The organism is Butyricicoccus sp. OF27-2pH9A (assembly GCF_027693185.1).
GTDB lineage: Bacteria > Bacillota > Clostridia > Oscillospirales > Butyricicoccaceae > Agathobaculum > Agathobaculum butyriciproducens.
Map to the genome: position 1 here is coordinate 370,988 of NZ_JAQEXK010000001.1, position 20,460 is coordinate 391,447.

Here is a 20,460-nt window from a genome sequence, read left to right on the forward strand (position 1 = left end):
GTCGGTCCCCGCCTTGTGCGGGACTTAGGAACGCTCCAACGTTCTGGTAATATTTTAATGCAATCTTACTGGTTTGACAAGCCTTTCTTGTCATTTTTGTTGGAAGTGGTTAGTTCGACACCATCTTCCTTGTGCAGATTAACAGCTTTCCGCTTTGCCGTTCGAAAAACCCGTTATGTGCATTGTGCATTTTTGCAGTTTTTACGGCAATTTTCCCATAAATTCACGGTAAAATGCAGGCGGATTTGGGCATATTTTGGATAGATGTCTTGCACGAAAAGGTTACAATGTGGTAAAATTACAGTACACCGAATAAAAAGTCACCGCACCATACAAGAGAGAAGGAATGTGAAAATGAAGCTTGCTATCAAAACCTGCACGCTGGATATGCCCTATGAGCAGATGCTCGACTTCTGCGTGGAGCAGAAAATTGCCGCTATTGAAATCGGCACCGGCAACTGGTCGGGTGCGCCGCACTGTGACCTCGACCTTCTGGTAAGCGACAAGACCGCCCGCGAAAAATGGTATGACGCCATGCGTAAAAAGGGGCTGGAGCTGTGCGCGCTCAACTGCTCGGGCAACCCGCTCGCGTATGAAAAGGACATGGATGTAACCAAGAAAACCTTCGAGCTGGCGCATCAGCTCGGAGTAAAGAAGATCGTTATGATGAGCGGTCTGCCGGTCGGCTGCGAGGGCGATAAAACGCCGGTGTGGATCACGACCTCGTGGCCGCCCGAGACGCAGGACATTCTGGATTACCAGTGGAATCAGGTTGCGATTCCCGCATGGAAAAACCTTGTTAAGCTGGCGGAGGATTGCGGAATCGAGCGAATTGCGCTCGAAAACCACGGTATGCAGCTGGTTTACAACCCGGAAACGCTGCTCCGTCTGCGTGAGGCTGTCGGTCCGATGATCGGCATGAACCTCGATCCGTCCCACCTGTTCTGGATGGGTGGCGATCCGATCGAAGCGGCCCGCGTGCTCGGTGAGCACGGCGCGATTTACCATATTCACGGCAAGGATTCGCGGCCGGAGCGCCGCTACTGGCAGCCGAACGGCATGCTGGATACCAAGCCGATCGACGCATTTGCCCGCCGCTCGTGGAACTATGTTGCCGTCGGCGCGGGACACGATGCCAAGTGGTGGAAGGAGTTTTTCTCGGTTGTCCGCATGTCGGGCTACAACGAGGAGATTTCCCTTGAAATGGAAGATTTGACACTCTCCATGCTCGACGGCCATCTCGCCAGTCTGCAGGTGCTGCGCGAAGCGCTCAATATTAATTAAATCTTATATCTATAATAACAGGTGCTGTAATTTACGCTTACAGCACCTGCTTTCTTTATTATATTAAGTCTTAGCGTTCCTTAAGAGAAATATAAGGCTCCGTAGGCTGCACGCAGCGGTACGCCGGACGGATGATCTTATCCGTGTTGATCAGCTCTTCCAAGCGGTGGGCGCTCCAGCCGACGATACGCGCCATCGCGAACACCGGCGTGTACAATTCCGGCGGCAAACCCAGCATGGAATACACAAAACCTGAGTAAAAATCAACATTTGCGGACACACCCTTATAGATGTGGCGTTCCTGCGCGATAACCCGAGGCGCCACCTCCTCGACCATGGTGTACAGCGCGAAATCCGCATCTCTGCCCTTCTCGTGCGCCAGCTGACCGACGAAGGATTTGAATACCTGCGCACGCGGGTCCGAGATCGAGTACACAGCGTGGCCCATGCCGTAGATGAGTCCCTTCTGGTCAAATGCCTCACGGCGCAGCAGCTTGACAAGATAGTCCGCGACTGCCTGCTCATCCGTGGTGTCCGACACGTTTTTCTTCATATCCTCGAACATCTGCACGACCTTGTAGTTCGCTCCGCCGTGCTTCGGGCCTTTCAGTGAACCGAGCGCCGCAGAAATAGCCGAATAGGTATCCGTGCCGGAGGACGTGACAACGTGTGTTGTGAACGACGAGTTGTTGCCGCCGCCGTGCTCCATGTGCAGCACAAGCGCCAGATCGAGCACGCTGGCCTCGAGCGGCGTGTACTGCATATCCGGGCGCAGCATGCGCAGGAAGTTGGACGCAGTAGACAGACTGTCCGACGGGTAGTGAATGTACATACTGCCGCCGCACTCGTAGTGATTGTATGCGTGATAGGAATACACAGCCAGCATCGGAAAGACCGAAATCAGCATCAGGCACTGCCGCAGCACGTTCGGCAGGCTGATATCATCCGCGTTGCTGTCGTAGGATGCCAGCGTGAGCACACTGCGCGACAGGCTGTTCATCATATCATGCGTCGGCGCCTTCATGATAACATCGCGCGTGAAATTGGTCGGCAGCGTGCGTCCCTGTGCCAGCAGAGCCTTGAAATCGCCCAGGCTCTTGGCATCCGGCAGCTCACCGAACAGCAGCAGATAGGCAACCTCCTCATACCCCTTGCGGCCGTCGCGGATAAAGCCCTGCACCAGATCCTGAATGCGAATGCCGCGGTAGTACAGCTCACCCTCACAGGGCACGATTTCGCCGCCTTTCTCCTTGCGGGAGATAATGTCCGAAATGTTGGTCAGACCGGCCAGTACGCCCTGTCCATTGATGTCGCGCAGACCGCGCTTGACATCGTACTTGCGGTACAGCGCCGGATCAATGCGGCTGTTCGAGCGGCAGAGCGCCGCCAGCGCTTCCACGCGCGGCGTGACCTGTAAAATATCGTGTTCCGGTGTCATGATGATTCCTCCCTTTTACTGCATTGTGTGATATATTTATTGTATCAGAATCCACTCGCGTTTACATGACATTTTTTGCACAGTTCCGTTAACAATTCGTGAATTTTTTCGCACATTCCAGCAGTTACACAGGATATGCCCACCAATTTGATAAATTTATGCACAAAAAGGCACAATGAGTTTCTCATTGTGCCTCAGCTTGTCTAAAAAGCAATATTCGATTTTTATGCTTCGTGCGGCAGCACGCATTCAATCGAATTTGCTTTGCAAATTCATAAATTCCGGGAGCATGTATCTCGGAATTTATACAAGGGAAGAAAAAATGTGTCCGTAGGACGCGGTTTTTCTTCGAGATTCGCTCGAAAGCGTGGTTTCGAGCGAGAGGCTGTTCGGAAAACGAAGTTTTTCGACAGCCTCAGGCACAATGAGTTTCTCATTGTGCCTTTTGGGACTCTGCAATTTTTGTTTAGCGGATAACCATACGGATCAGCGGATAAAGTTCATCATCGTGCGCGGATGGCTTTCCGGCGGCTCGATTCCGGCCTTGTCGATCACCTTGAGCATCCATGCGATATTGCGGCCCAGCTTTTCGATGACTTCAACGCCCTCGATATCCTGCACAGCCTCGCCCTTGTCTGCGCCGTGTACGGCGTTCCAGTAGTCCGAGGTGACAAGCACCATCTCCATGGTGTTGATCGTGCCGAGCAGCTGCTGGTAGGTCTCCATGCCGCCCGAACGGCGCAGCGTACACAGCGCCGCACCGACCTTGTGCTTCAGCTGATTATCGCCGCAGCCTGCCGCCAGAATCAGACGGTCGAGCACACACTTCATACCGCCCGCAATGCCGCCGTGGTACACCGGAGACGCGAGCACAATGCCGTCCGCCTCAATGCACTTGGCGATGATTTCATTTACACCGTCGTCGTCCTGCACGCAGCGCAGCGTGCCGTTGTCCAGGCAGTGATAGCACGCCATGCACGGATGCACCTTCGCCCCCGGCTGACATACCTCAAACTCGATGCCCTCCTGCTCGAGCACCTTGCCGAGCACCTCGAGCATCTGCGCACAGTTGCCGCCCTTGCGCGGCGAGCCGTTGATTGCTACAACTTTCATATCCTTTTCCTCCGTGTTTTCTCTATTTTCAGTGCGCGTCCGCACCGTTTTAAGGCAATACCACATAATTGAACAAGAGCGATTTACGAGTAAATTTTGTGTTCTGAATAGGCGTGGTTTTGCGGTAATGCTTTGTGCATTACCGTGAAGTCACAACGACGTCAGAGCGCAAAATTTCCGTAAAGCGCCGCAGCTTTAATTGTGTGGTGTTGCCGCATTTACAAATGCTTCTGATTTTCCAATCGATACAGGCGCATGACCACCAGCGTATGATTCAGCTGCGGACCCATCAGCAGGATCATGCTGACGATATACAGCCACAGCATCAGTACGATAATCGCCGCCAGAGAGCCGTACAGCACGGAATACCGCGCCATATTGTCCACATAGAACGAAAATCCAAGCGAGACCAGAATCCATGCTACCAGTGAAAACAGTGCACCCGGCCACACCTCGCGGAACCTAAGGTGCAGATTGGGCACAACCTTGTTGAACAGCATGAGAAACACGAAAATAAACGCGATCATCACCCAGAAGCTGGCATCATGCAGTCCGTCCATCACAGCCGGCGGCACCGGCAGATATTTCGGTACAACGCGGATGATGGTTCGTCCGGCGACGACAAGCACAAAGCTGCACACAACCGAAACAAGAAAGCCCGCCGTAATACCGAACGAAATGAGCACGTCCTTGACCATGCCGCGCGAGATTTCAACGTGGTAAATATCGTTGACCGTGCGCATCATTGAGCGCACCGCACGGGACAGGAAATACAGCGTCAGACCCAGACCGACGATCATCGGACTGAACGACGGCGTGCTGGTCAACTGCTGAATATAGCCGCCTATGAGCTGTTGCAGGCTTTTCGGCAGCATTTCCAGCACCGGCTGCATCCCCTCGATTGACAGGTCAAGCTGTGCGAGCATGGAGTTGACAAACATCAGCAGCGGGAACATGGAAAACAGCAGAAAATACGAAAGCTCTGCCGCAGACTGCGGAATGCCGTCATCAAAAAAGCGGTAAACCATGCGCTTGATCAGATATAGCCATCGGTTTTGACCGTTCATTGCGTCCCTCCCCTGTGTCGGTAGATTTTGCTGTACTTATCATATCAGCTTTTTATCAAATTTACAACTTGCGTTTTGGCTTCATCTATTGTATACTGATAAAAATAGAACATTTGTTCTGATTGGAGGGTGTGTCATGGCGGATCTGCGTCCGGTGACCTGCTGTTTTTCCGGCTACCGAATTGAAAAAATGCCGTTTCGGAACGAGGACTGTCCCGCTGCGCTCGAGTTGTTTACCGCACTCGATGCTGCGGTCGCGGAGGCCGCCGCTGACGGCTGTACACGTTTTCTCTCCGGCATGTCCACCGGCTTTGACCTGTGGGCCGCTGAGGCCGTCCTGCGCGCGCGTGTGGCGCTCCCGGTGCAGCTGTTGTGCGCCGTACCGTTCGACGGACAGGCCGATCGGTTTCCGCTCGAGTGGAAACGCCGGTTCAACCGCTGTCTGCTCGCCGCAGATAAGGTGTATGCGCTCTCGCGGAGCTATCACGCCGGGTGCTTTGCCGCACGCAACCGGTTCATGGTGGATGCATCGTCAAGGCTCATCTGTTACTATGATGGACGGTCGGGCGGTACCGCACAGACCGTGCATATGGCTGAGCAGAGCGGACTGAAAATTGTAAATCTCGCGGACGGACAGATGTCGCTGCTGTGAAAAGGACTGACCGATGGGTCAGTCCTTTTTGTTTTCTGTCAGCGATTACATAATTAAAAATAGCGAATTGAGGACGGAAAATTAGCGTGACGGTATGCCGTAATGCCATGCACGTTAAACCATCTGCAGACGCACAAAACATTATACCGTTACGTTAATTCTCAATTCTCCATTTCCAATTCTCAATTATTACAGATTTCATCCAGCTGATTGAGAATCTCACTGCCGTTTTTCAAATCATGTACCCAGCCGTTGCCGTTGTACACAAAATTCAGTTCACCAATGTCAAGGAAGGTCGGCGTATCGTTATACACCGCAATGATTTCGTAACTGACCTTATCCATCGAGAAGCTATGCTGCGAACGCGGAACACGTTTGGCCTGCACCTGTGTCAGCGCTTCGCGCAGAGCCGTTTGATTGACCTGCTCGGTCAGTTCGGTCATATCCGCGCCATTGACGCGCCAGATACGCACGTTCCAGAAGCCGTCCATATCCGGCATAGGTGCATACGGAATAAGCCAAATCACCGCTCCGACGCAAACCAGCACGCCCGCCAATACAAATGCGATTCGTTTTTTCATGCCGATCCCTCCCTTTTATTGTTCATCAAGCAGCGCGAGGAGTTTCTCGCCGCCGGACAGCTTATGTACCCACGGTGACATACTTTCTGTGACCTCATACGCATAGCTCGGTTCACCGAGGCTAAAACATACGGTTTTACCGCCGTATACCACCTGAATCTGATAGCAGTCTTCGCTGATGCCACGATGATAACTCGGCAGACGGCGCGCTCTGATTTGCGGCAGCAGTTCGCATACGGCGTTCGTATCGACCTGCCCGGTGATGTCCTCAGCCGTATCTCCCGCATGAACATGGAGTACCAGCACGTCCACAATCTCTGCTGTATCCGGCATTGGCGTGTACGGTACAAGCCAAACCGCTGCTCCCACACAAATCAGCACACTTATCAATGCAAATACTATCCTTCGTTTCATCGCTATCCCTCCCCTTTGTTGTAATAGCTGTCCGCCAGCAACGTGAGCAATTCCTCACCGCCGGACACCTTGTGCATCCACAGCGTAGGACGCAATATACCGTCATACACATAATCCGGTCCACCCGGTTCGCCGAGATTGATACACATAGTTTTATCCCAGTATTTCACCTCAACGACAAAACTGCCTTCCTGTATCCCCTCAAGCCGCAGACTCGGTATACGGCGTGCCCGAATATGCGTAAGCAGTTCGCGTACGGTATCTGTATCAACCCGCTCGGTGAAATCATCAGCGTATTCTCCCCTGTCAAGCTGATACACCCGCATTTCCGTGATATTCACCGTATCCGGTATCGGCGAATACGGCACAAGCCAATATGCCCATCCAAAAATCAGAATACCTGCAATAACAGCTATAATCTTCCGTTTCATACGCTTTCCCTCCCCACTGAAAAAGCAAAATCCGCCGACATGATTGAATTTTCACGTCGGCGGATCCCTTACTTATGCAATTATGTGTGTGCTGAAATTACTTCAGGCCAGCGGTGATGATCGCCATCTGGTAAACCTCGTCAGCGTTGCAGCCGCGGGACAGATCGTTGATCGGCGCATTCAGACCCTGCAGAATCGGGCCGTAAGCAGCGTAGCCGCCCAGACGCTGAGCGATCTTGTAGCCGATATTGCCGGCCTCGATAGACGGGAAGATAAAGGTGTTGGCCTGACCAGCGACCGGAGAGCCCTTGCACTTGGTAGCAGCAACGACCGGAGATACAGCAGCATCAAACTGCAGCTCGCCGTCGATCGCCAGCTCCGGGTTCATCTCCTTAGCGTACTCGGTAGCCTCGCGGGACAGAGCAACCGTGCCGCCCTTGCCGGAGCCCTTGGTGGAGAAGGACAGAACAGCAACCTTCGGGTCGATGCCGAAAGCCTTAGCGGTGTTTGCGGTCTCGATTGCAACCTCAGCCAGCTTCTGGCTGCCCTTCAGGGTTACGTTGCCTTCCTTGTCGACAGAATCCGGATAGTCGATGTTGATCGCGCAGTCGCCCATAGCCAGCTTCTCCTCTACGCCGTCCTTCTCGCGGACCAGAATAAAGCAGGAGCTTACGAGGTGTGCGCCCGGCTTGGTCTTGATCAGCTGCAGAGCCGGACGAACGGTGTCAGCGGTGGAGTAGGTAGCGCCGCCGAGCAGAGCGTCAGCCTTGCCCATCTTAACGAGCATGGTGCCGAAGTAGTTGCCCTTGGACAGTGCAGCGCGGCAGTCTTCCTCGCTCATCTTGCCCTTGCGGAGCTCTACCATCTTAGCTACCATAGCGTCCATCTCCGGGTAGGTAGCCGGATCGATGATCTCCATGCCCTCGATATCGAAGCCGCCCTTTGCAGCAGCAGCCTTTACCTCGTCAACATTGCCGACCAGGATGGAATCCATCAGGCCGTCCTTCTTCAGGCGTGCAGCCGCTTCGAGGATACGAGCGTCCGGGCCTTCGGTGAATACGATCTTGCGCTTGTCAGCCTTGAGTGCTGCAATCAGATTTTCAAACATATTGCATTCTCCTTCGTTTTCAGTCGTCTGTGTGCAGTATGACACCGCAAACAGGCATTCTCTTGAATTTATTATACACCCGTTCCCCCTATTCCCACAAGAGGGAATTTCTGATGGACGCAAAACGCTTTCTCGGTTCCATATCACAAGGCGAACGTGAAATTTGTCGAACCTCCGGCCCATGCAAAATATTTCGTCGGTATATTTGAACGGAACCGCGGGGAAAATCCAGATAGTATCCTCATAGTGACGACCAACAGGAGGGAATTTTATGCAGACAAAAGTTGAGATCTGCGGTGTGAATACATCGGGACTGCCGGTGCTCTCCGCAAAAAAGACGGACGAGCTTTTGAAAAAATCCGCTGCCGGAGACAAGCAGGCACGCGATGAGCTGATTCGCGGCAATCTGCGGCTGGTGCTCAGCGTTGTTCAGCGGTTTCAGGGGCGCGGCGAATCGCCGGACGACCTGTTTCAGGTCGGGTGCATCGGCCTGATGAAAGCCATCGACAATTTTAATACCGAACTCGGCGTGCGCTTCTCCACCTACGCCGTACCGATGATCATCGGCGAAATCCGCCGCTACCTGCGCGACAACAGTGCCATGCGGGTCTCGCGCAGCCTGCGCGACACGGCGTACCGCGCTCTGCAGGCCAAGGAGGCGTTCATCCGCGAGCACCAGCGCGAGCCGGACATCGTGGAACTGGCCAAGCTGATGGACGTGCCGAAAGAGGAGGTCGTGTTCGCGCTCGACGCCATACTCGACCCGGTATCGCTGTTCGAGCCGGTGTTCCACGACGGCACGGACACGGTCTGCGTGATGGACCAGGTCGGTGACACCAAAAACACGGACGACAACTGGCTGGCCGGTATTGCTCTGCGGGATGCCATGCGCAGCCTGAACGACCGCGAGCGCCGTATCATCCGGCTGCGGTTCTTCGAGGGACGCACCCAGATGGAGGTGGCACGCGAAATACACCTTTCGCCAAACAAAAGGAAGGAAGGTTCCGGTCCTTTTCTTACTATATAATAGGAGCGGCAGAAAACACGAGGATAGCATATCAAAATGGTATGAGGATTTCCCTTTTACCTATACTGCATACGCTGAATGCACTCAATCGATTGTGCCAGCTGACGGAATCGCTCTGAGAAGAATTTTTTGTATGCCGTACAGTAAATATTCTGCCCAATCACGCCGTTCGGCAGGATATCTCGGTCACGGCGGCAGCCGTTGCGGCATAAACCGAACCACTGACAGGTCTTGCACTCCTCCGGTACGGCAAGCGACTGCCGAACGAATCTTTTTGCAGTCTCGCTGTTCTGCATATCAGCCAGACCAGTTTCTCCGATGTTTCCCAGCCGCCATTCATCCAACACATAAAAATCACAAGGATACACACCGCCGTCGCCCTCCACAACGAACTGCACCGAGCAGCAGCCTGCCATATTACAGGCTTCCGGCCGCTCCCCCAGAAGGATGGACAGCCAGTTGTCCAGATGGCGGATGCTGATATACTCGCCGTGCCGAAGGTCGTCGAACCACAGGTCGAACAGCCGTACAAGGAAATCACCGTAACCGTCTGCGGTCAGCGTATAGCATGGCTCACCATCTGCCCGATCAAACGGATCGATGCACGGAATAAACTGCAGCCATCTGAAATTCTGTTTACGGTAAAACCGGTACAACTTTTCGACCGAACGTGCATTCTGTCCGGTTACGACACACAGAATATTAAACGCAACATTGTGTTTTTTCAGCAGCCGCACAGATTTCATAACTCGATTGAACGTATCCTTTCCCTGTACATCTGTGCGATTGCGGTTATGCAGCTCTGGCGGTCCGTCCAACGACACCCCCACCAGAAAATGATTTTCCGCAAAAAACGCGGCCCATTCCTCATCAATCGTGTATCCGTTGGTCTGTATGGCATTACGAATTTCCACACCCGGTTTGGCATACTGCTTTTGCAGTACCACCACCTGACGGTAAAAGTCCAGGCCTGCAAGCGTTGGCTCACCGCCTTGGAATGCAAAGGAGCAGATATGCTCGGCATATTCCATGCCCGCCTGTATCACCTTTTCGATTGATTCGATTGAAAGCATTCCCTCGAACTCCTGCTCCCGGTGTGCCGCAACGTCCTTGTAAAAGCAATACTGGCACGCCATGTTGCATGCAGACGATGCAGGCTTGATCAGAATATTGATCGGCGGCATAATCACCCCTCCTCAGCTTTTATTTTAACAGAAAACGATAAATATTGCACGCGCTGAGCACCATCACCAGCAGCATGGAGCCTTCAAACAGCAGGGTTGCCTGCCGGTCGCTCAGACGTTTGTTGATGCGTCCTCCGGCTTCACTGCCCAGTACGCCGCACAGCACCATACCGCACAGCAGAATAATAGATAATGTCGGAATACTGCCTGTCACCGCCGTGGTAATGATGCCGACGCTCTGGCTGATCAGAATGATGTACAGGCTGTTCTGTGCCGCCACCTTGGTCGGCATAGAGAAAAAGAAGAACAACACCGCCATATTAAACGGTCCGCCGCCAATACCGAGAAAGGTGCCCAGCATGCCCAATCCCAGTCCAATCAACACGCAGACCGCCGGATTACGCACTTGAAGCATGGTTAATCGGTCCTTGCGGATGGTATAGAGCAGCGTGGCAAACGTCGCGGTACACAACAGCGCCGCCTGTATACCGCCTGCGGTATCCGCATTTGCAAACAGACCGGCCACAGCAGAAAACAGCTGTTTTCCTGCCATACCGCCAACAGCCGCACCGATTGCCAACGGTGTTGAAATCGACAGATCAATCTGCGACTCGTGCTGCACCATCGATTTGCCAACCGACCAGCACGTCATGCCAAGAACCGTACACCCAGACAGAAAATTGATTTCTGTCACCTGCATAATACCGAGCGCATCCAGTGCAGGCTTGATGATCACGCCTCCGCCCATACCGCATATTTTACCGATGATACAAGCGCCGAACGCTACCAGAAAACAAATAATCTGCACCTGATCACACCCTTAGTCCTTCGCCGTCTGACGATTTTCCGCACAGGCAGTTGTCCACGTTTTCTGCGCCGGCGGATAATGATCCACCATGTACGACAGCCTACGGCGCGCCTGTTCGATCTGCTCTCGATAAGTTTCATCTGCAATGCGGTTTTCACGCTCCTGCGGATCGCGTTTCAGGTCGTAGAATTCCTCGTACGGCATCTCATCCAGCTTATAGCCGAGATATTTGATGTACTTGCTGTTCTCCGTGATGATGGTCTGCCACGCATTGCTTCGGCAGCCGTCTGCGCCGCGCCAATATGGTGTTGAAGTGATGGAAACGCCGTCGATACGCTCCTCGGTAAAGTCGCTTTCGCTAAAGCAAAAATCACGGATGCGCTCTTGTTCCCCGCGCAGCACCGGCAGCAGTGAACGGCTCGGAATAATGTTGTTATACGCCGGCCAGCTTCTGCTGAGCACCCGCTGTGTATCCAATCCTGCATAATCGAGTACAGTTGCTGCAATGTCGGAAATTTCAACCGGTGCGGTGTTTTCACCAACAGGTTCTGCACCCGGCAGACGCATTGCCAACGGAATACCAACCGACTGCTTCCACGGCACACCCTTCTGAATCATGAAGTGATCGCCCAGCATATCACCATGATCCGAGGTAAATACGATCAGCGTATCGTCCAGCATACCGCGCTCACGCAGCACATCCAGTGTTTCACCTATCTGATCGTCGATCAACCGAATCATCGCCTTTGCCGAACGGCGCTGACGATACAGGCTCTCCTTGTCCTCATCCGAAATAATCTGTCCTTCCGGCAGGATAAAATCGTCTTCCCGCTCGAGCGGAAACATATCCAGATACCGCTGCGGTGCGTCATACGGCTTGTGCGGTCCGCAGAAGGACACCATCATGTAGAACGGCAGCCCCGCCGGATGCGCGCGAAGCTGCTCGCGTGCCACACGGCCGGTAACCACATCAATGTAATCCTCCTCATCGAACGGCCACGGCAGCGCCTTATCATAGTTGTGATTCGCTACATCGCCGTTTTTGCCGCCGCTCTGCGAGAAAAAGTCTCGTACCTGCTCGAGCATGCCCTTCTTCGCCAGATAATCACCGTAGAAACAGTAGTTGGAAACCACCTGCTGCTTGCCTGCGGTCTCCCAGATGAAATCATAACCGTAAGACTTCTCGTCCTGTTCTCCTGCCACCGGATCCATGCCGCAGCCTCTCGGCGTAGACCACGGATAGGTCTGATTATAATGGAACTTGCCGATGCCGTAGGTCTTGTAGCCTGCACCCTGCAGAGCCTGCATAAATGTCGGTATCTGTGGGAACAGATCACCTGCCATGGTCAGCGTACCAATCTGGCGCGGATATCGTCCCGTGATAAGCGAGGTACGCGCCGGAGAACAGATAGGATTGGTTGTATTGCAGCAAGTAAAATGGGCATGCTGTGCAATCCAGTCGATATTCGGCGTGGAAACACAGCTGTCCGCGGCATAACCCACATAATCTGTGCGCTGCTGATCAGTCATAAACAACAGAATATTACGCGGCATATTTTACACTCCTTTACGGAAATATCCCCTCATACTGTTTTCCCCTTGATACCAAAACGATATCAAGGGGAAAGAAGAGAGATTGAGTGAATCGGTTTTTATTATGACATTACCACCATTTGATCAAGTCGGTGACCTTGTTGCGAAGCTCGACAAATTCCGGAGAAACGACATCACGCGGAAGCGGCAGCGGATTGTCCAGCACGGTTTTCACCGAGGTTGGCTTGTTGGTCAGCACCATAATCTTCTGGCTGAGGTATACAGCTTCCTCAATGTTGTGAGTGATAAACAGTACGGTCGTACCCGTCTTTTTCCACAGCTTGATCAGCTCGTCCTCCAGCTTGAAGCGCAGGTCTATATCCAACTGACCATACGGCTCATCCATCAGAAGCAGCTCCGGTTTGGTTGCAAATGCACGCGCGATAGCAACGCGCTGCAGCATACTGATGGAAAGCTGACTGGGATAGTAATTGCGGAATTTTGTCAAACCGACAATATCCAGCATTTCCTCTACATTGGCATCCGCCTCTGCCTTGGGCGTTTTCTTGATTTCCAGACCGAAGCGGATATTCTGCTCCACAGTCAGCCACGGGAAGGAGGAATACTCCTGAAAAATATAGGATATATTCTGCTTTTTCGGATTGACCGGAATGCCGTTTACCAGAATGTCGCCTGCCGTCGGCTCATACAGGCGGGTCAGACTGTTCAGAAAAGTAGTTTTGCCGCAGCCGGTCGGACCAACGATGCACAGGAACTCGCCTTCCTCTACTTCAAAGTTCAAATTATCCAGCACCAGAAGGTCACCGAACCTTTTGGTCAGGTTCTGCACTTTTACCTTAGGCTCTTTGTTTGCCATTGTCCGGCACCTCCTTTACAGCGTATGATCTACTACCGAATCGATCTCGCGGCGCAGCCGCAGAAATTCCGGATCGGTGTAATTACGGGGACGCGGCAGGTTGATCTCATACTCTGCCTTAACACCGGTTGGGCAGTTGCGCAGCACCAGAATGCGGTCTGCGAGGTACACTGCCTCCTCGATGTTGTTGGTTACAAAAATAACGGTGCGCTTTTCCGCCTGCCAGATGCGGGTCAGCTCATCCTGCATCAGATAGCGTGTCTGTGCATCCAGATGTCCGAACGGCTCATCGAGCAGCATCACGAGCGGCTCATTGCAGTATGCACGGGCAATGCCGACACGCTGCTGCATGCCGCCTGACAGCTTGACCGGGAACGAATTTTCAAATCCCTGCAGACCGACCAGATCAATGTAATGCTGTGCCCTCTGGCGGCGTTCTTCCTTCTTGATACCGCGTACCTTAGGACCGTATTCCACGTTTCCCATAACGGTAAGCCACGGAAACAATGCCGTATTCTGAAAGACCATGCCGCGATCCGGACCGGGCCCGGTGATATCCTTGCCCATGCAGAGAACGTGCCCCGACGAGGGCATCTCAAAGCCTGCAATCAGGTTCAGGATGGTACTCTTACCGCACTGTCCGGGGCCGAACAGCACAAGGAACTCATTTTCGCGCACCTTAATATTCAAATCTCCAACGACCTGATAGCGGCCTTCCTCCGGTTTGTCGAAAAACTTATCCACACCACGGAACTCGATCAACGGCTCGCCAGCAGCCGTTACTTTCCTCTCACTGTCCATGCGCATAGCTTGGATTCAACTCCTCTCATGATGGTAGTGATGAGCAGACCGGTCAGGGCAATCGCCAGAATGCCTACCATGATCTGCGTCATATTGCCTACGTCCTGACCGCTTACGATCAGCCAGCCGACGCCTTCGGACGAGCGAATCATCTCTGCCGCTACAATGGTGGCCCATGCAGAGCCGAGTGCTACCTGCAGACCGGAGAAAATGTACGGAACCGTCGTTGGCAGTACAATAGAAGTGAACAGCTGGTTATCTTTCGCACCCAGCATACGCGCCGCACGAACCAGTGTTTCATCGACCGAGTGCACGCCGTTGTAGGTAGTCAGTGCAATGGTAAAGAAGCATGCCAGAAAAATCAAGAAATACTTGGAACCTTCACCGAAGCCGAACCATACGATAGAAAGCGGAATCCATGCAATCGGCGGAATCGGGCGGAACATCTGAATGTACGGCATCAGAATAGAATCAGCAATCTTATACCAGCCCATCACGACACCGACCAGCACACCGAGCACGCCGCCGAACGCATACGGAATCAGCATGCGGCGCAGACTAATGAGGATGTGCATAATCATAGAATGCGTACCGATCGGTACAACAAATGCCTTGCAAAAGCCTGCAATAACCGTCACCGGATCGGGCATAACCTTGCCGAGTGAGGTAAACTTAGTCGCTGCGTACCAGATACACAGAAAAATGAAAATACCGAGCACGCCATAGGCGATACGCTTGTTGCGTTCTTTCATCCACGTCTACCTCCCTTGATGAGTTTTCTGCCGATAAACTGAATAATCGAGGACAGCACCGCACCGGTAATCGCAATGACGATCATACCGACGATGATGATATCCAGGCGAAAAATACCGCGTGCCTGCTGAATCATAAAGCCGAGACCCTTAGTGGAAGCCAGCAGTTCTGCTGCAACCAGCGTGGTCCATGCGGAGCCGAGAGCAACGTCCAGACCGGTGAAGATCATCGGCAGTGCAGACGGAATCGCTACTTTGGTCAGCAGCTCCCAGTTGCTTGCACCGAAGGTCTGACCGACCCACAGGTGCACGGTTTTTGTCTGCTTAATACCGGAATAACTGTTGATAACCATAGCGACCATCGCGGAAATAAAGATAACCAGCGCTTTGGACAGAAAACCGATGCCGACCAGTGTTACCATAACCGAAGTCCATGCAATGCCGGGAATGGTACGAACCAGATCGAATACCGGACGAACCAGCATATCCACCCTGTCGTTCCACGCCATGAAGATACCGAGCGGGATGCCGATGATCGCACCAATTAAATAGCCGCCGAGTGCAACCTGAAGGCTGGCACCAAGATGCTGCAGCAGCGTTGCGCCGTCCGGCTTGGTCTCAAACCATTTTTTCACAAACGTAGAGGCAACCTTTACCGGAGAAGGCAGTGCATTCGATCGGAAAATACCCAGTCCGTCCGTTACCAGCCACCATACAAAAATGCCTGCGCAGATCGACGCAATACTGATGAACAGGTACTTATTGATCTGCAGTTTTTTCTTTTCTTGCATATGCTCCTCTCCTTTAACCGCCTTATTTTTACCTTATTCTGTAATTTTCGCCCATTTCAGGGTACAGAAAAGGAAGCCCATGGAGCATGGGCTCCCTTTTCTGCCAGTATGTTATTTCAGGGTTGCTGCCTTTACGGTGATGCCGAGTGCATCCTGCAGCGGATTGACATTGATTGCTTCCTCAATATTGGCAACCTGATCCTCCTCAATCGTGCCGATGGAGGCGAAGAAATTGCCTACCTGCAACAGACCGGAACCGAGATAATAATCCGAAGCCTCATAATCGGACGGAACAACGAACGGACGAATTTCGGTCTCGGTCTTAACGTCGTTTTCGTCAGCCGGCTTGCCGTTCTCCGAATAGAACTTGAGTGCAAACTCGTTGCGCAGATCCGGATCAGCCTGCAGTTCTTCAGCTGCCTTGCACATGCCCTGCAGGAACAGCACCACATCATCGTAACGGTCTGCCAAAATGTCCTTGCGGGCCAGGAAACCGTTCTTGAACTCGGTGTCCGTTGCTTCCATGCAGTCTGCAACCTCTACCATGTTGTTCGATTCCATCATGTTGCAGTAGTCAACGTCGGTGGCAACAAATACGTCGCCTTCACCGGTCAGAATCGCCTGTGCAGCTGCTGCGCGATCCATGTTCAGATATTCGTAATCCGAACCCGCAGTCAGGCCAAACTGTGCAAAGTACGAGTTTGCAATCCACTGCTCCATCGTGGAGGTAGGACCGAGAACGGTCAGGCCCTTCAGTGTATCTGCACTGCCGTACATATCCGGCTTGCCGGAAATCTCGCCCTTGTGATTGAGCACCGGACTGTCCTTACGGACATAAACCTTTGCAGTGATCGAGCCGCTGTCCGACTCTGCGATCCAGTCGCACAGGCCGGAAGCCGTCGAGTAAACCGATGCCAGACCATTGGAAGCCACATCAAGCTGTTCTGCTGCCAGGCCCTCATTCTCCGGAGAGCCGTTCGGGAACATAATCAGGTTAACATCCAACCCCAGATCATCGAAATAACCCTTCTCCTCTGCATAAACTGTGGGAATAGAAATGATGTTGGACTGAACACCAACATTCAGGGTTTTGCCGGAAGCGGTAAACGTGCCGTCACCCGAGCCGCCGGGAGCGGAACCCGAGCCGCCGCCGGAGGAGGAACCGCCGCCGCACGCGGTCAGACCGGTCATTACAGTTGCTGCCAGAAGCATTGCGATCGCTCTTTTGTATCCGTGTTTCATTTTTTCAACCTCCCTTGATTTGAGTATAGTTTACCGTAAACCCTGCACAAAGTCTTTTTAATATTTGACTCGGTTTTTCACATTTATGACATTATCCGCTCTGCTTGTTCTTGCGCACATCATTCGGCTTGCAGCCGAACACCTTGTGGAAAACCGTCGAGAAGTAGCTCATGTTCGTGATACCGACACGAAGAGCCACTTCTGAAATGCGCAGACTGCTGTTTTCCAGCAAGCAGCGCGCCTGCTTCATGCGCACGCTCATCAAATACTCCGAAAAGTTAACGCCGACCTCCTTCTTGAACTGCCGCGACAGGTAATCCCGGTTGAGGAATACCACATCCGCAACCGTATTAAGTGAAAGATCCTCCGCATAATGCGCATTGATGTGATCGAGTGCCTTTCGTATTGCAGCAGAATATCCTACGCCGTGCTTGCGCTGCAGTACGGCAATGCCTTCGCGAACTGCTTCACACAACGCCGCAAATGTGCAGCAGGAGGCAACTGCATCCGCTGTATGCTGCAGCTCCGGCTCCAGCTTGACAGCCAGACCGGAAAACAGCTGCTGCACGGTTTCGCGTAAAAAGCTGCTGCGTACTTTATCTTTCTCTGCGCACTGCAGCAGACGCTCCAAATCGGCACAGCCGCCCTGAATATCTCCATCGGTCAGCTTAATCGTTGCACGCATGATACAGGTTTCCACTTCACTGACATGAATCTCATGCGGCAATTTCTGTGCTGACACCTGATAAAACCGCGCATCAAAGTCCCGCACGGCCTCTGCAAATGACTTTGGCAGATTGGTAAAATGATGATGTACGCCGCTGCATCCGATTCCGCCGTGCAGCCTCTCTGCACATTGATAGAAATATGTCGCCGCATCCTGCTCCTCCGCAAAGGCATTCCGCCTAATGTTGACCAGCAGGTACACCTCCTGCTCACTGTACGCATAAAACAGCGGATTTTCAAAATGCTCCTGCATGTTTTTCTGCATAATCTCCGCATTTTGACCTTGATTGAGAAAAAACACCGTCAGAAATGCGCGCTCGTTCAAATAAATGCTGTTTTCCTGCAGATCAACGGCACTGACCGGCGTCATGTCCTCGCTCTGCTCCACCATATTGCGCAGAAAGCGGCTGCGCCCGATCTGCTGTACCGCACTCTCAGAGATGCGCTGCTGCCGGCTGCTCTGCAGCTTATCCAGAACCGCACGAATCTTATCCGCACTGACCTCGGTTTTTAGAATATAATCCTTAGCACCGTTCTGCATGGCCGCACGAGCATATTCAAAATCATCGTGGCAGGTCAGCATGACGACCGCCGTGCCCGGATACTGCCGCCGAAGCTCCTGCAGCAGTTCAATACCATCCATTTTGGGCATGGTGATATCTGCAAATACCACATCGGCAGGGTTTGCCTTCATCTCCTGCAGCACCTTTGCACCTGAAGTCACCGCTGCGGTGATTTCATTTTCGCCGCCTGCATCGCGCACACACTGCACGATATACTGCTTGACCAGCGGTTCGTCGTCAACTACTATGATCTTCATTTACCTTGCCTCCCTGTTCCCGCTTCGGGATAGAACGGTAGTGATCCATCGTAATCGTTACTGTGGTGTATTTGCCGAATTCACTACGAACCGTCACATCCGACCGACCGCCATAGATAATCTGCAGACGCTTGCGCACATTGCGCAGACCGATGCCATGATGTAACCGCCCAGAGCGGTAATTTCCTGACTGTACCTGTTCTAACCGCTTCGGAGCAATACCTTCACCGTTGTCCGTTACCTCAATATACAGTGCATTACCGCGCAGACCTGCCCTCAAGCGAATTTCACAACCTTCCTCCATCTCAGCAAAGCCGTGAAAAAAGGCATTACCGATGATCGGCTGCACGATCATGCGCGGCACATAAATGCCGTACATCTTCTCCGGCACCTCGCAGATGAGAACCGTGTCCTTTTCCGTGCGGCAGTTCATGATAGACATATAGCTGCGCATCAAATGCAGCTCCTCCTCCAGCGGCACGAACTGTATCTCCGGCGTTGCCGGAATATGCAGCAGCTCGACCAGTTCATTCATCATTCGGTAGGCGCGTTCCGGCTGGTGCATGGCGATCAGGCTCTTGACCGACAGCAGCGTGTTGTTAAGGAAATGCGGATTGATCTGCGCCTGTAGAAAATCGTACTCCGTGCGCTGTTTTTCCTGCTCTCGGATACGGATATCATCAATCAATTCTTCAATTCGATGTATCATGCCGTTGAAGGTGGTACTGAGCACATAGGTTTCTTCGTATTCGTCCTTGACCGGCAGTTCACTCAGCTTTTCAACCGACATATCTCCGATCTCATCCGTAAAGTCGGACAGCACCTGCGTAATGCGTCTGCCGCGCCAGTACGCAATGCTTGCTGCAACAATACAGCCGAGCAATACAATCGTCAGACAATTTCGCACGGTTTTCAGTCCGTCCCTCAGCAGCTCGTCCATATTCTGTTCTTCGACAAACGTCCAACCGCTGGACGCATCATGGTAATTGACAATCAGTATCTTCTGTTTGGAGCGCTGGATAATCTTATAGGTATTTCTGCCGTATTCCTCCTGAAATGTCTTCATATCGAATGCCCAGTTGCCAACGCGGTTGGGATTGGTGTGTGAAATAATGATGCCGTTCCGGTCGAGAATGTACACCTTCACACCGTCGCTGACCAGCTTTTGAAACGTGCGGAACAGTGCCTCATACCGCGAGGTAAGTACAATCATTCCGACAACCTTGCCATCCTGAGCATATACGGTCTTGCCGTACGCCAGACCATAAGTAGAAATATCATCCACATCCCAGAAGCGCAGATTCCAGCTGGTATCGGTCTCACCACTGTAATGCTTGATGTACCAGTAGGTGTTTTTCAGGCTTTTCAGATTGTTTTCATCCGGGTCAGTCGAAAACATGCGGCGGTCGTTCATCAGAATATCGATCGTCATATCCATGCCGATCCGTTTGAACTGACGGTCGGTCTGCTCCAGCAGCATTTGGATGGCACTGCTGCTCTTTTCACTTTTCGGTGCCGTCAGATCATCGTAAAAATCCTCATACAGTGCATCCATCGCCTTCACCATGTTGGTGCGGTTGACCGAGTTGCTGTCGCTGATCTGCTGCAGTACATCTACGCGGGCCTTGCCTTTTTCGCCTACTACAAGCTGAAAGGTAAAATATCCGATCGCGCAGACCGCAATTGCTACCGAAATCAGCACGCACAGCAGACTGGTCGCTATCATGCTCTGCGACATTTTGCGGCGTTTGCTTCCGCAAAGCAGCATACGCCATACCCCATTTCTCTTTTCTCTCTGCAATGTGCTCGCT

At 52.6% G+C, this 20,460-nt stretch carries 20 protein-coding genes; 3 read left to right on the plus strand and 17 right to left on the minus strand.

The annotated features are described in order from the left end of the window. Positions 1-354: 354 nt before the first annotated feature. Positions 355-1,284: a sugar phosphate isomerase/epimerase family protein gene (locus PG722_RS01685; protein ID WP_118360286.1), complete on the plus strand. Its 930-nt coding sequence runs from the start codon at positions 355-357 to the stop codon at positions 1,282-1,284. Positions 1,285-1,354: 70 nt separating this feature from the next. On the opposite strand, the gene PG722_RS01690 is transcribed toward PG722_RS01685, so the two are convergent. The 3 genes from PG722_RS01690 to PG722_RS01700 form a co-directional block, all read right to left on the minus strand. Next, on the minus strand, positions 1,355-2,722 hold the full coding sequence (locus PG722_RS01690; RefSeq protein WP_270579461.1) for a citrate/2-methylcitrate synthase: 1,368 nt from the start codon (positions 2,720-2,722) through the stop codon (positions 1,355-1,357). 486 nt (positions 2,723-3,208) lie between these two features. After that, positions 3,209-3,835, minus strand: a complete 627-nt coding sequence (locus tag PG722_RS01695; RefSeq protein ID WP_270579462.1) for a flavodoxin family protein — start codon at positions 3,833-3,835, stop codon at positions 3,209-3,211. Between the two features lie 218 nt (positions 3,836-4,053). Further along, positions 4,054-4,902: a YihY/virulence factor BrkB family protein gene (locus PG722_RS01700; RefSeq protein ID WP_119214560.1), complete on the minus strand. Its 849-nt coding sequence runs from the start codon at positions 4,900-4,902 to the stop codon at positions 4,054-4,056. A gap of 136 nt (positions 4,903-5,038) precedes the next feature. On the opposite strand from PG722_RS01700, the gene PG722_RS01705 reads away from it, so the two are divergent. After that, on the plus strand, positions 5,039-5,554 hold the full coding sequence (locus PG722_RS01705; RefSeq protein WP_270576831.1) for an SLOG family protein: 516 nt from the start codon (positions 5,039-5,041) through the stop codon (positions 5,552-5,554). A 182-nt stretch (positions 5,555-5,736) separates the two neighbouring features. On the opposite strand, the gene PG722_RS01710 is transcribed toward PG722_RS01705, so the two are convergent. The 4 genes from PG722_RS01710 to pta form a co-directional block, all read right to left on the minus strand. Then, entirely contained in the window at positions 5,737-6,135 is a 399-nt protein-coding gene (locus PG722_RS01710) for a hypothetical protein (RefSeq protein ID WP_270576830.1), read from the minus strand. 15 nt (positions 6,136-6,150) lie between these two features. Continuing rightward, positions 6,151-6,549 carry a hypothetical protein gene (locus PG722_RS01715; protein ID WP_158578092.1) on the minus strand — a complete coding sequence of 133 codons (399 nt, stop codon included), beginning with the start codon at positions 6,547-6,549 and terminating at the stop codon, positions 6,151-6,153. A gap of 2 nt (positions 6,550-6,551) precedes the next feature. Further along, on the minus strand, positions 6,552-6,980 hold the full coding sequence (locus PG722_RS01720; RefSeq protein ID WP_117751195.1) for a hypothetical protein: 429 nt from the start codon (positions 6,978-6,980) through the stop codon (positions 6,552-6,554). A gap of 97 nt (positions 6,981-7,077) precedes the next feature. Then, positions 7,078-8,088 (minus strand): phosphate acetyltransferase, encoded by a 1,011-nt coding sequence (pta, locus tag PG722_RS01725; protein WP_110436271.1) that lies wholly within the window; start codon positions 8,086-8,088, stop codon positions 7,078-7,080. A 271-nt stretch (positions 8,089-8,359) separates the two neighbouring features. Here pta and sigG point away from each other — a divergent pair, with 271 nt between their 5' ends. After that, positions 8,360-9,115: an RNA polymerase sporulation sigma factor SigG gene (gene sigG, locus PG722_RS01730; RefSeq protein ID WP_270579463.1), complete on the plus strand. Its 756-nt coding sequence runs from the start codon at positions 8,360-8,362 to the stop codon at positions 9,113-9,115. Between the two features lie 56 nt (positions 9,116-9,171). Here the strand turns inward: sigG and PG722_RS01735 are convergent, their stop codons facing one another. From PG722_RS01735 to PG722_RS01780, 10 genes are all read right to left on the minus strand, one after another. Continuing rightward, a complete protein-coding gene (locus tag PG722_RS01735) occupies positions 9,172-10,299 on the minus strand; it encodes an anaerobic sulfatase maturase (protein ID WP_270579464.1) in 1,128 nt (375 codons plus the stop codon). Between the two features lie 19 nt (positions 10,300-10,318). Continuing rightward, a complete protein-coding gene (locus PG722_RS01740) occupies positions 10,319-11,107 on the minus strand; it encodes a sulfite exporter TauE/SafE family protein (RefSeq protein WP_270579465.1) in 789 nt (262 codons plus the stop codon). A gap of 12 nt (positions 11,108-11,119) precedes the next feature. Continuing rightward, entirely contained in the window at positions 11,120-12,661 is a 1,542-nt protein-coding gene (locus tag PG722_RS01745) for a sulfatase family protein (RefSeq protein WP_270579466.1), read from the minus strand. A 109-nt stretch (positions 12,662-12,770) separates the two neighbouring features. Continuing rightward, positions 12,771-13,517: an ABC transporter ATP-binding protein gene (locus PG722_RS01750; RefSeq protein ID WP_118479092.1), complete on the minus strand. Its 747-nt coding sequence runs from the start codon at positions 13,515-13,517 to the stop codon at positions 12,771-12,773. A 15-nt stretch (positions 13,518-13,532) separates the two neighbouring features. After that, on the minus strand, positions 13,533-14,324 hold the full coding sequence (locus PG722_RS01755; RefSeq protein WP_382728777.1) for an ABC transporter ATP-binding protein: 792 nt from the start codon (positions 14,322-14,324) through the stop codon (positions 13,533-13,535). Then, positions 14,297-15,070 carry an ABC transporter permease gene (locus tag PG722_RS01760; RefSeq protein ID WP_117489592.1) on the minus strand — a complete coding sequence of 258 codons (774 nt, stop codon included), beginning with the start codon at positions 15,068-15,070 and terminating at the stop codon, positions 14,297-14,299. The genes PG722_RS01755 and PG722_RS01760 overlap by 28 nt, the downstream gene beginning before the upstream one ends. Continuing rightward, positions 15,067-15,861 (minus strand): ABC transporter permease, encoded by a 795-nt coding sequence (locus PG722_RS01765; RefSeq protein WP_118284869.1) that lies wholly within the window; start codon positions 15,859-15,861, stop codon positions 15,067-15,069. The genes PG722_RS01760 and PG722_RS01765 overlap by 4 nt, the downstream gene beginning before the upstream one ends. A gap of 111 nt (positions 15,862-15,972) precedes the next feature. After that, positions 15,973-17,103: an ABC transporter substrate-binding protein gene (locus PG722_RS01770; protein ID WP_270579467.1), complete on the minus strand. Its 1,131-nt coding sequence runs from the start codon at positions 17,101-17,103 to the stop codon at positions 15,973-15,975. A gap of 91 nt (positions 17,104-17,194) precedes the next feature. Then, positions 17,195-18,649: a response regulator transcription factor gene (locus PG722_RS01775; protein WP_270579468.1), complete on the minus strand. Its 1,455-nt coding sequence runs from the start codon at positions 18,647-18,649 to the stop codon at positions 17,195-17,197. Beyond that, positions 18,630-20,417 (minus strand): sensor histidine kinase, encoded by a 1,788-nt coding sequence (locus PG722_RS01780; RefSeq protein ID WP_270579469.1) that lies wholly within the window; start codon positions 20,415-20,417, stop codon positions 18,630-18,632. The genes PG722_RS01775 and PG722_RS01780 overlap by 20 nt, the downstream gene beginning before the upstream one ends. Positions 20,418-20,460 lie beyond the last annotated feature (43 nt).

Bases quoted from the DNA above. Each gene is read 5' to 3' on its own strand.
- PG722_RS01715 (WP_158578092.1), bottom strand. From the start codon at position 6,549: ATGAAACGAAGGATAGTATTTGCATTGATAAGTGTGCTGATTTGTGTG.
- PG722_RS01695 (WP_270579462.1), bottom strand. From the start codon at position 3,835: ATGAAAGTTGTAGCAATCAACGGCTCGCCGCGCAAGGGCGGCAACTGT.
- PG722_RS01690 (WP_270579461.1), bottom strand. From the start codon at position 2,722: ATGACACCGGAACACGATATTTTACAGGTCACGCCGCGCGTGGAAGCG.
- PG722_RS01760 (WP_117489592.1), bottom strand. From the start codon at position 15,070: ATGAAAGAACGCAACAAGCGTATCGCCTATGGCGTGCTCGGTATTTTC.
- PG722_RS01765 (WP_118284869.1), bottom strand. From the start codon at position 15,861: ATGCAAGAAAAGAAAAAACTGCAGATCAATAAGTACCTGTTCATCAGT.
- PG722_RS01775 (WP_270579468.1), bottom strand. From the start codon at position 18,649: ATGAAGATCATAGTAGTTGACGACGAACCGCTGGTCAAGCAGTATATC.
- PG722_RS01745 (WP_270579466.1), bottom strand. From the start codon at position 12,661: ATGCCGCGTAATATTCTGTTGTTTATGACTGATCAGCAGCGCACAGAT.
- PG722_RS01735 (WP_270579464.1), bottom strand. From the start codon at position 10,299: ATGCCGCCGATCAATATTCTGATCAAGCCTGCATCGTCTGCATGCAAC.
- PG722_RS01720 (WP_117751195.1), bottom strand. From the start codon at position 6,980: ATGAAACGGAAGATTATAGCTGTTATTGCAGGTATTCTGATTTTTGGA.
- PG722_RS01685 (WP_118360286.1), top strand. From the start codon at position 355: ATGAAGCTTGCTATCAAAACCTGCACGCTGGATATGCCCTATGAGCAG.
- PG722_RS01755 (WP_382728777.1), bottom strand. From the start codon at position 14,324: ATGCGCATGGACAGTGAGAGGAAAGTAACGGCTGCTGGCGAGCCGTTG.
- PG722_RS01780 (WP_270579469.1), bottom strand. From the start codon at position 20,417: ATGCTGCTTTGCGGAAGCAAACGCCGCAAAATGTCGCAGAGCATGATA.
- PG722_RS01750 (WP_118479092.1), bottom strand. From the start codon at position 13,517: ATGGCAAACAAAGAGCCTAAGGTAAAAGTGCAGAACCTGACCAAAAGG.
- PG722_RS01710 (WP_270576830.1), bottom strand. From the start codon at position 6,135: ATGAAAAAACGAATCGCATTTGTATTGGCGGGCGTGCTGGTTTGCGTC.
- sigG (WP_270579463.1), top strand. From the start codon at position 8,360: ATGCAGACAAAAGTTGAGATCTGCGGTGTGAATACATCGGGACTGCCG.
- PG722_RS01770 (WP_270579467.1), bottom strand. From the start codon at position 17,103: ATGAAACACGGATACAAAAGAGCGATCGCAATGCTTCTGGCAGCAACT.
- PG722_RS01700 (WP_119214560.1), bottom strand. From the start codon at position 4,902: ATGAACGGTCAAAACCGATGGCTATATCTGATCAAGCGCATGGTTTAC.
- PG722_RS01705 (WP_270576831.1), top strand. From the start codon at position 5,039: ATGGCGGATCTGCGTCCGGTGACCTGCTGTTTTTCCGGCTACCGAATT.
- pta (WP_110436271.1), bottom strand. From the start codon at position 8,088: ATGTTTGAAAATCTGATTGCAGCACTCAAGGCTGACAAGCGCAAGATC.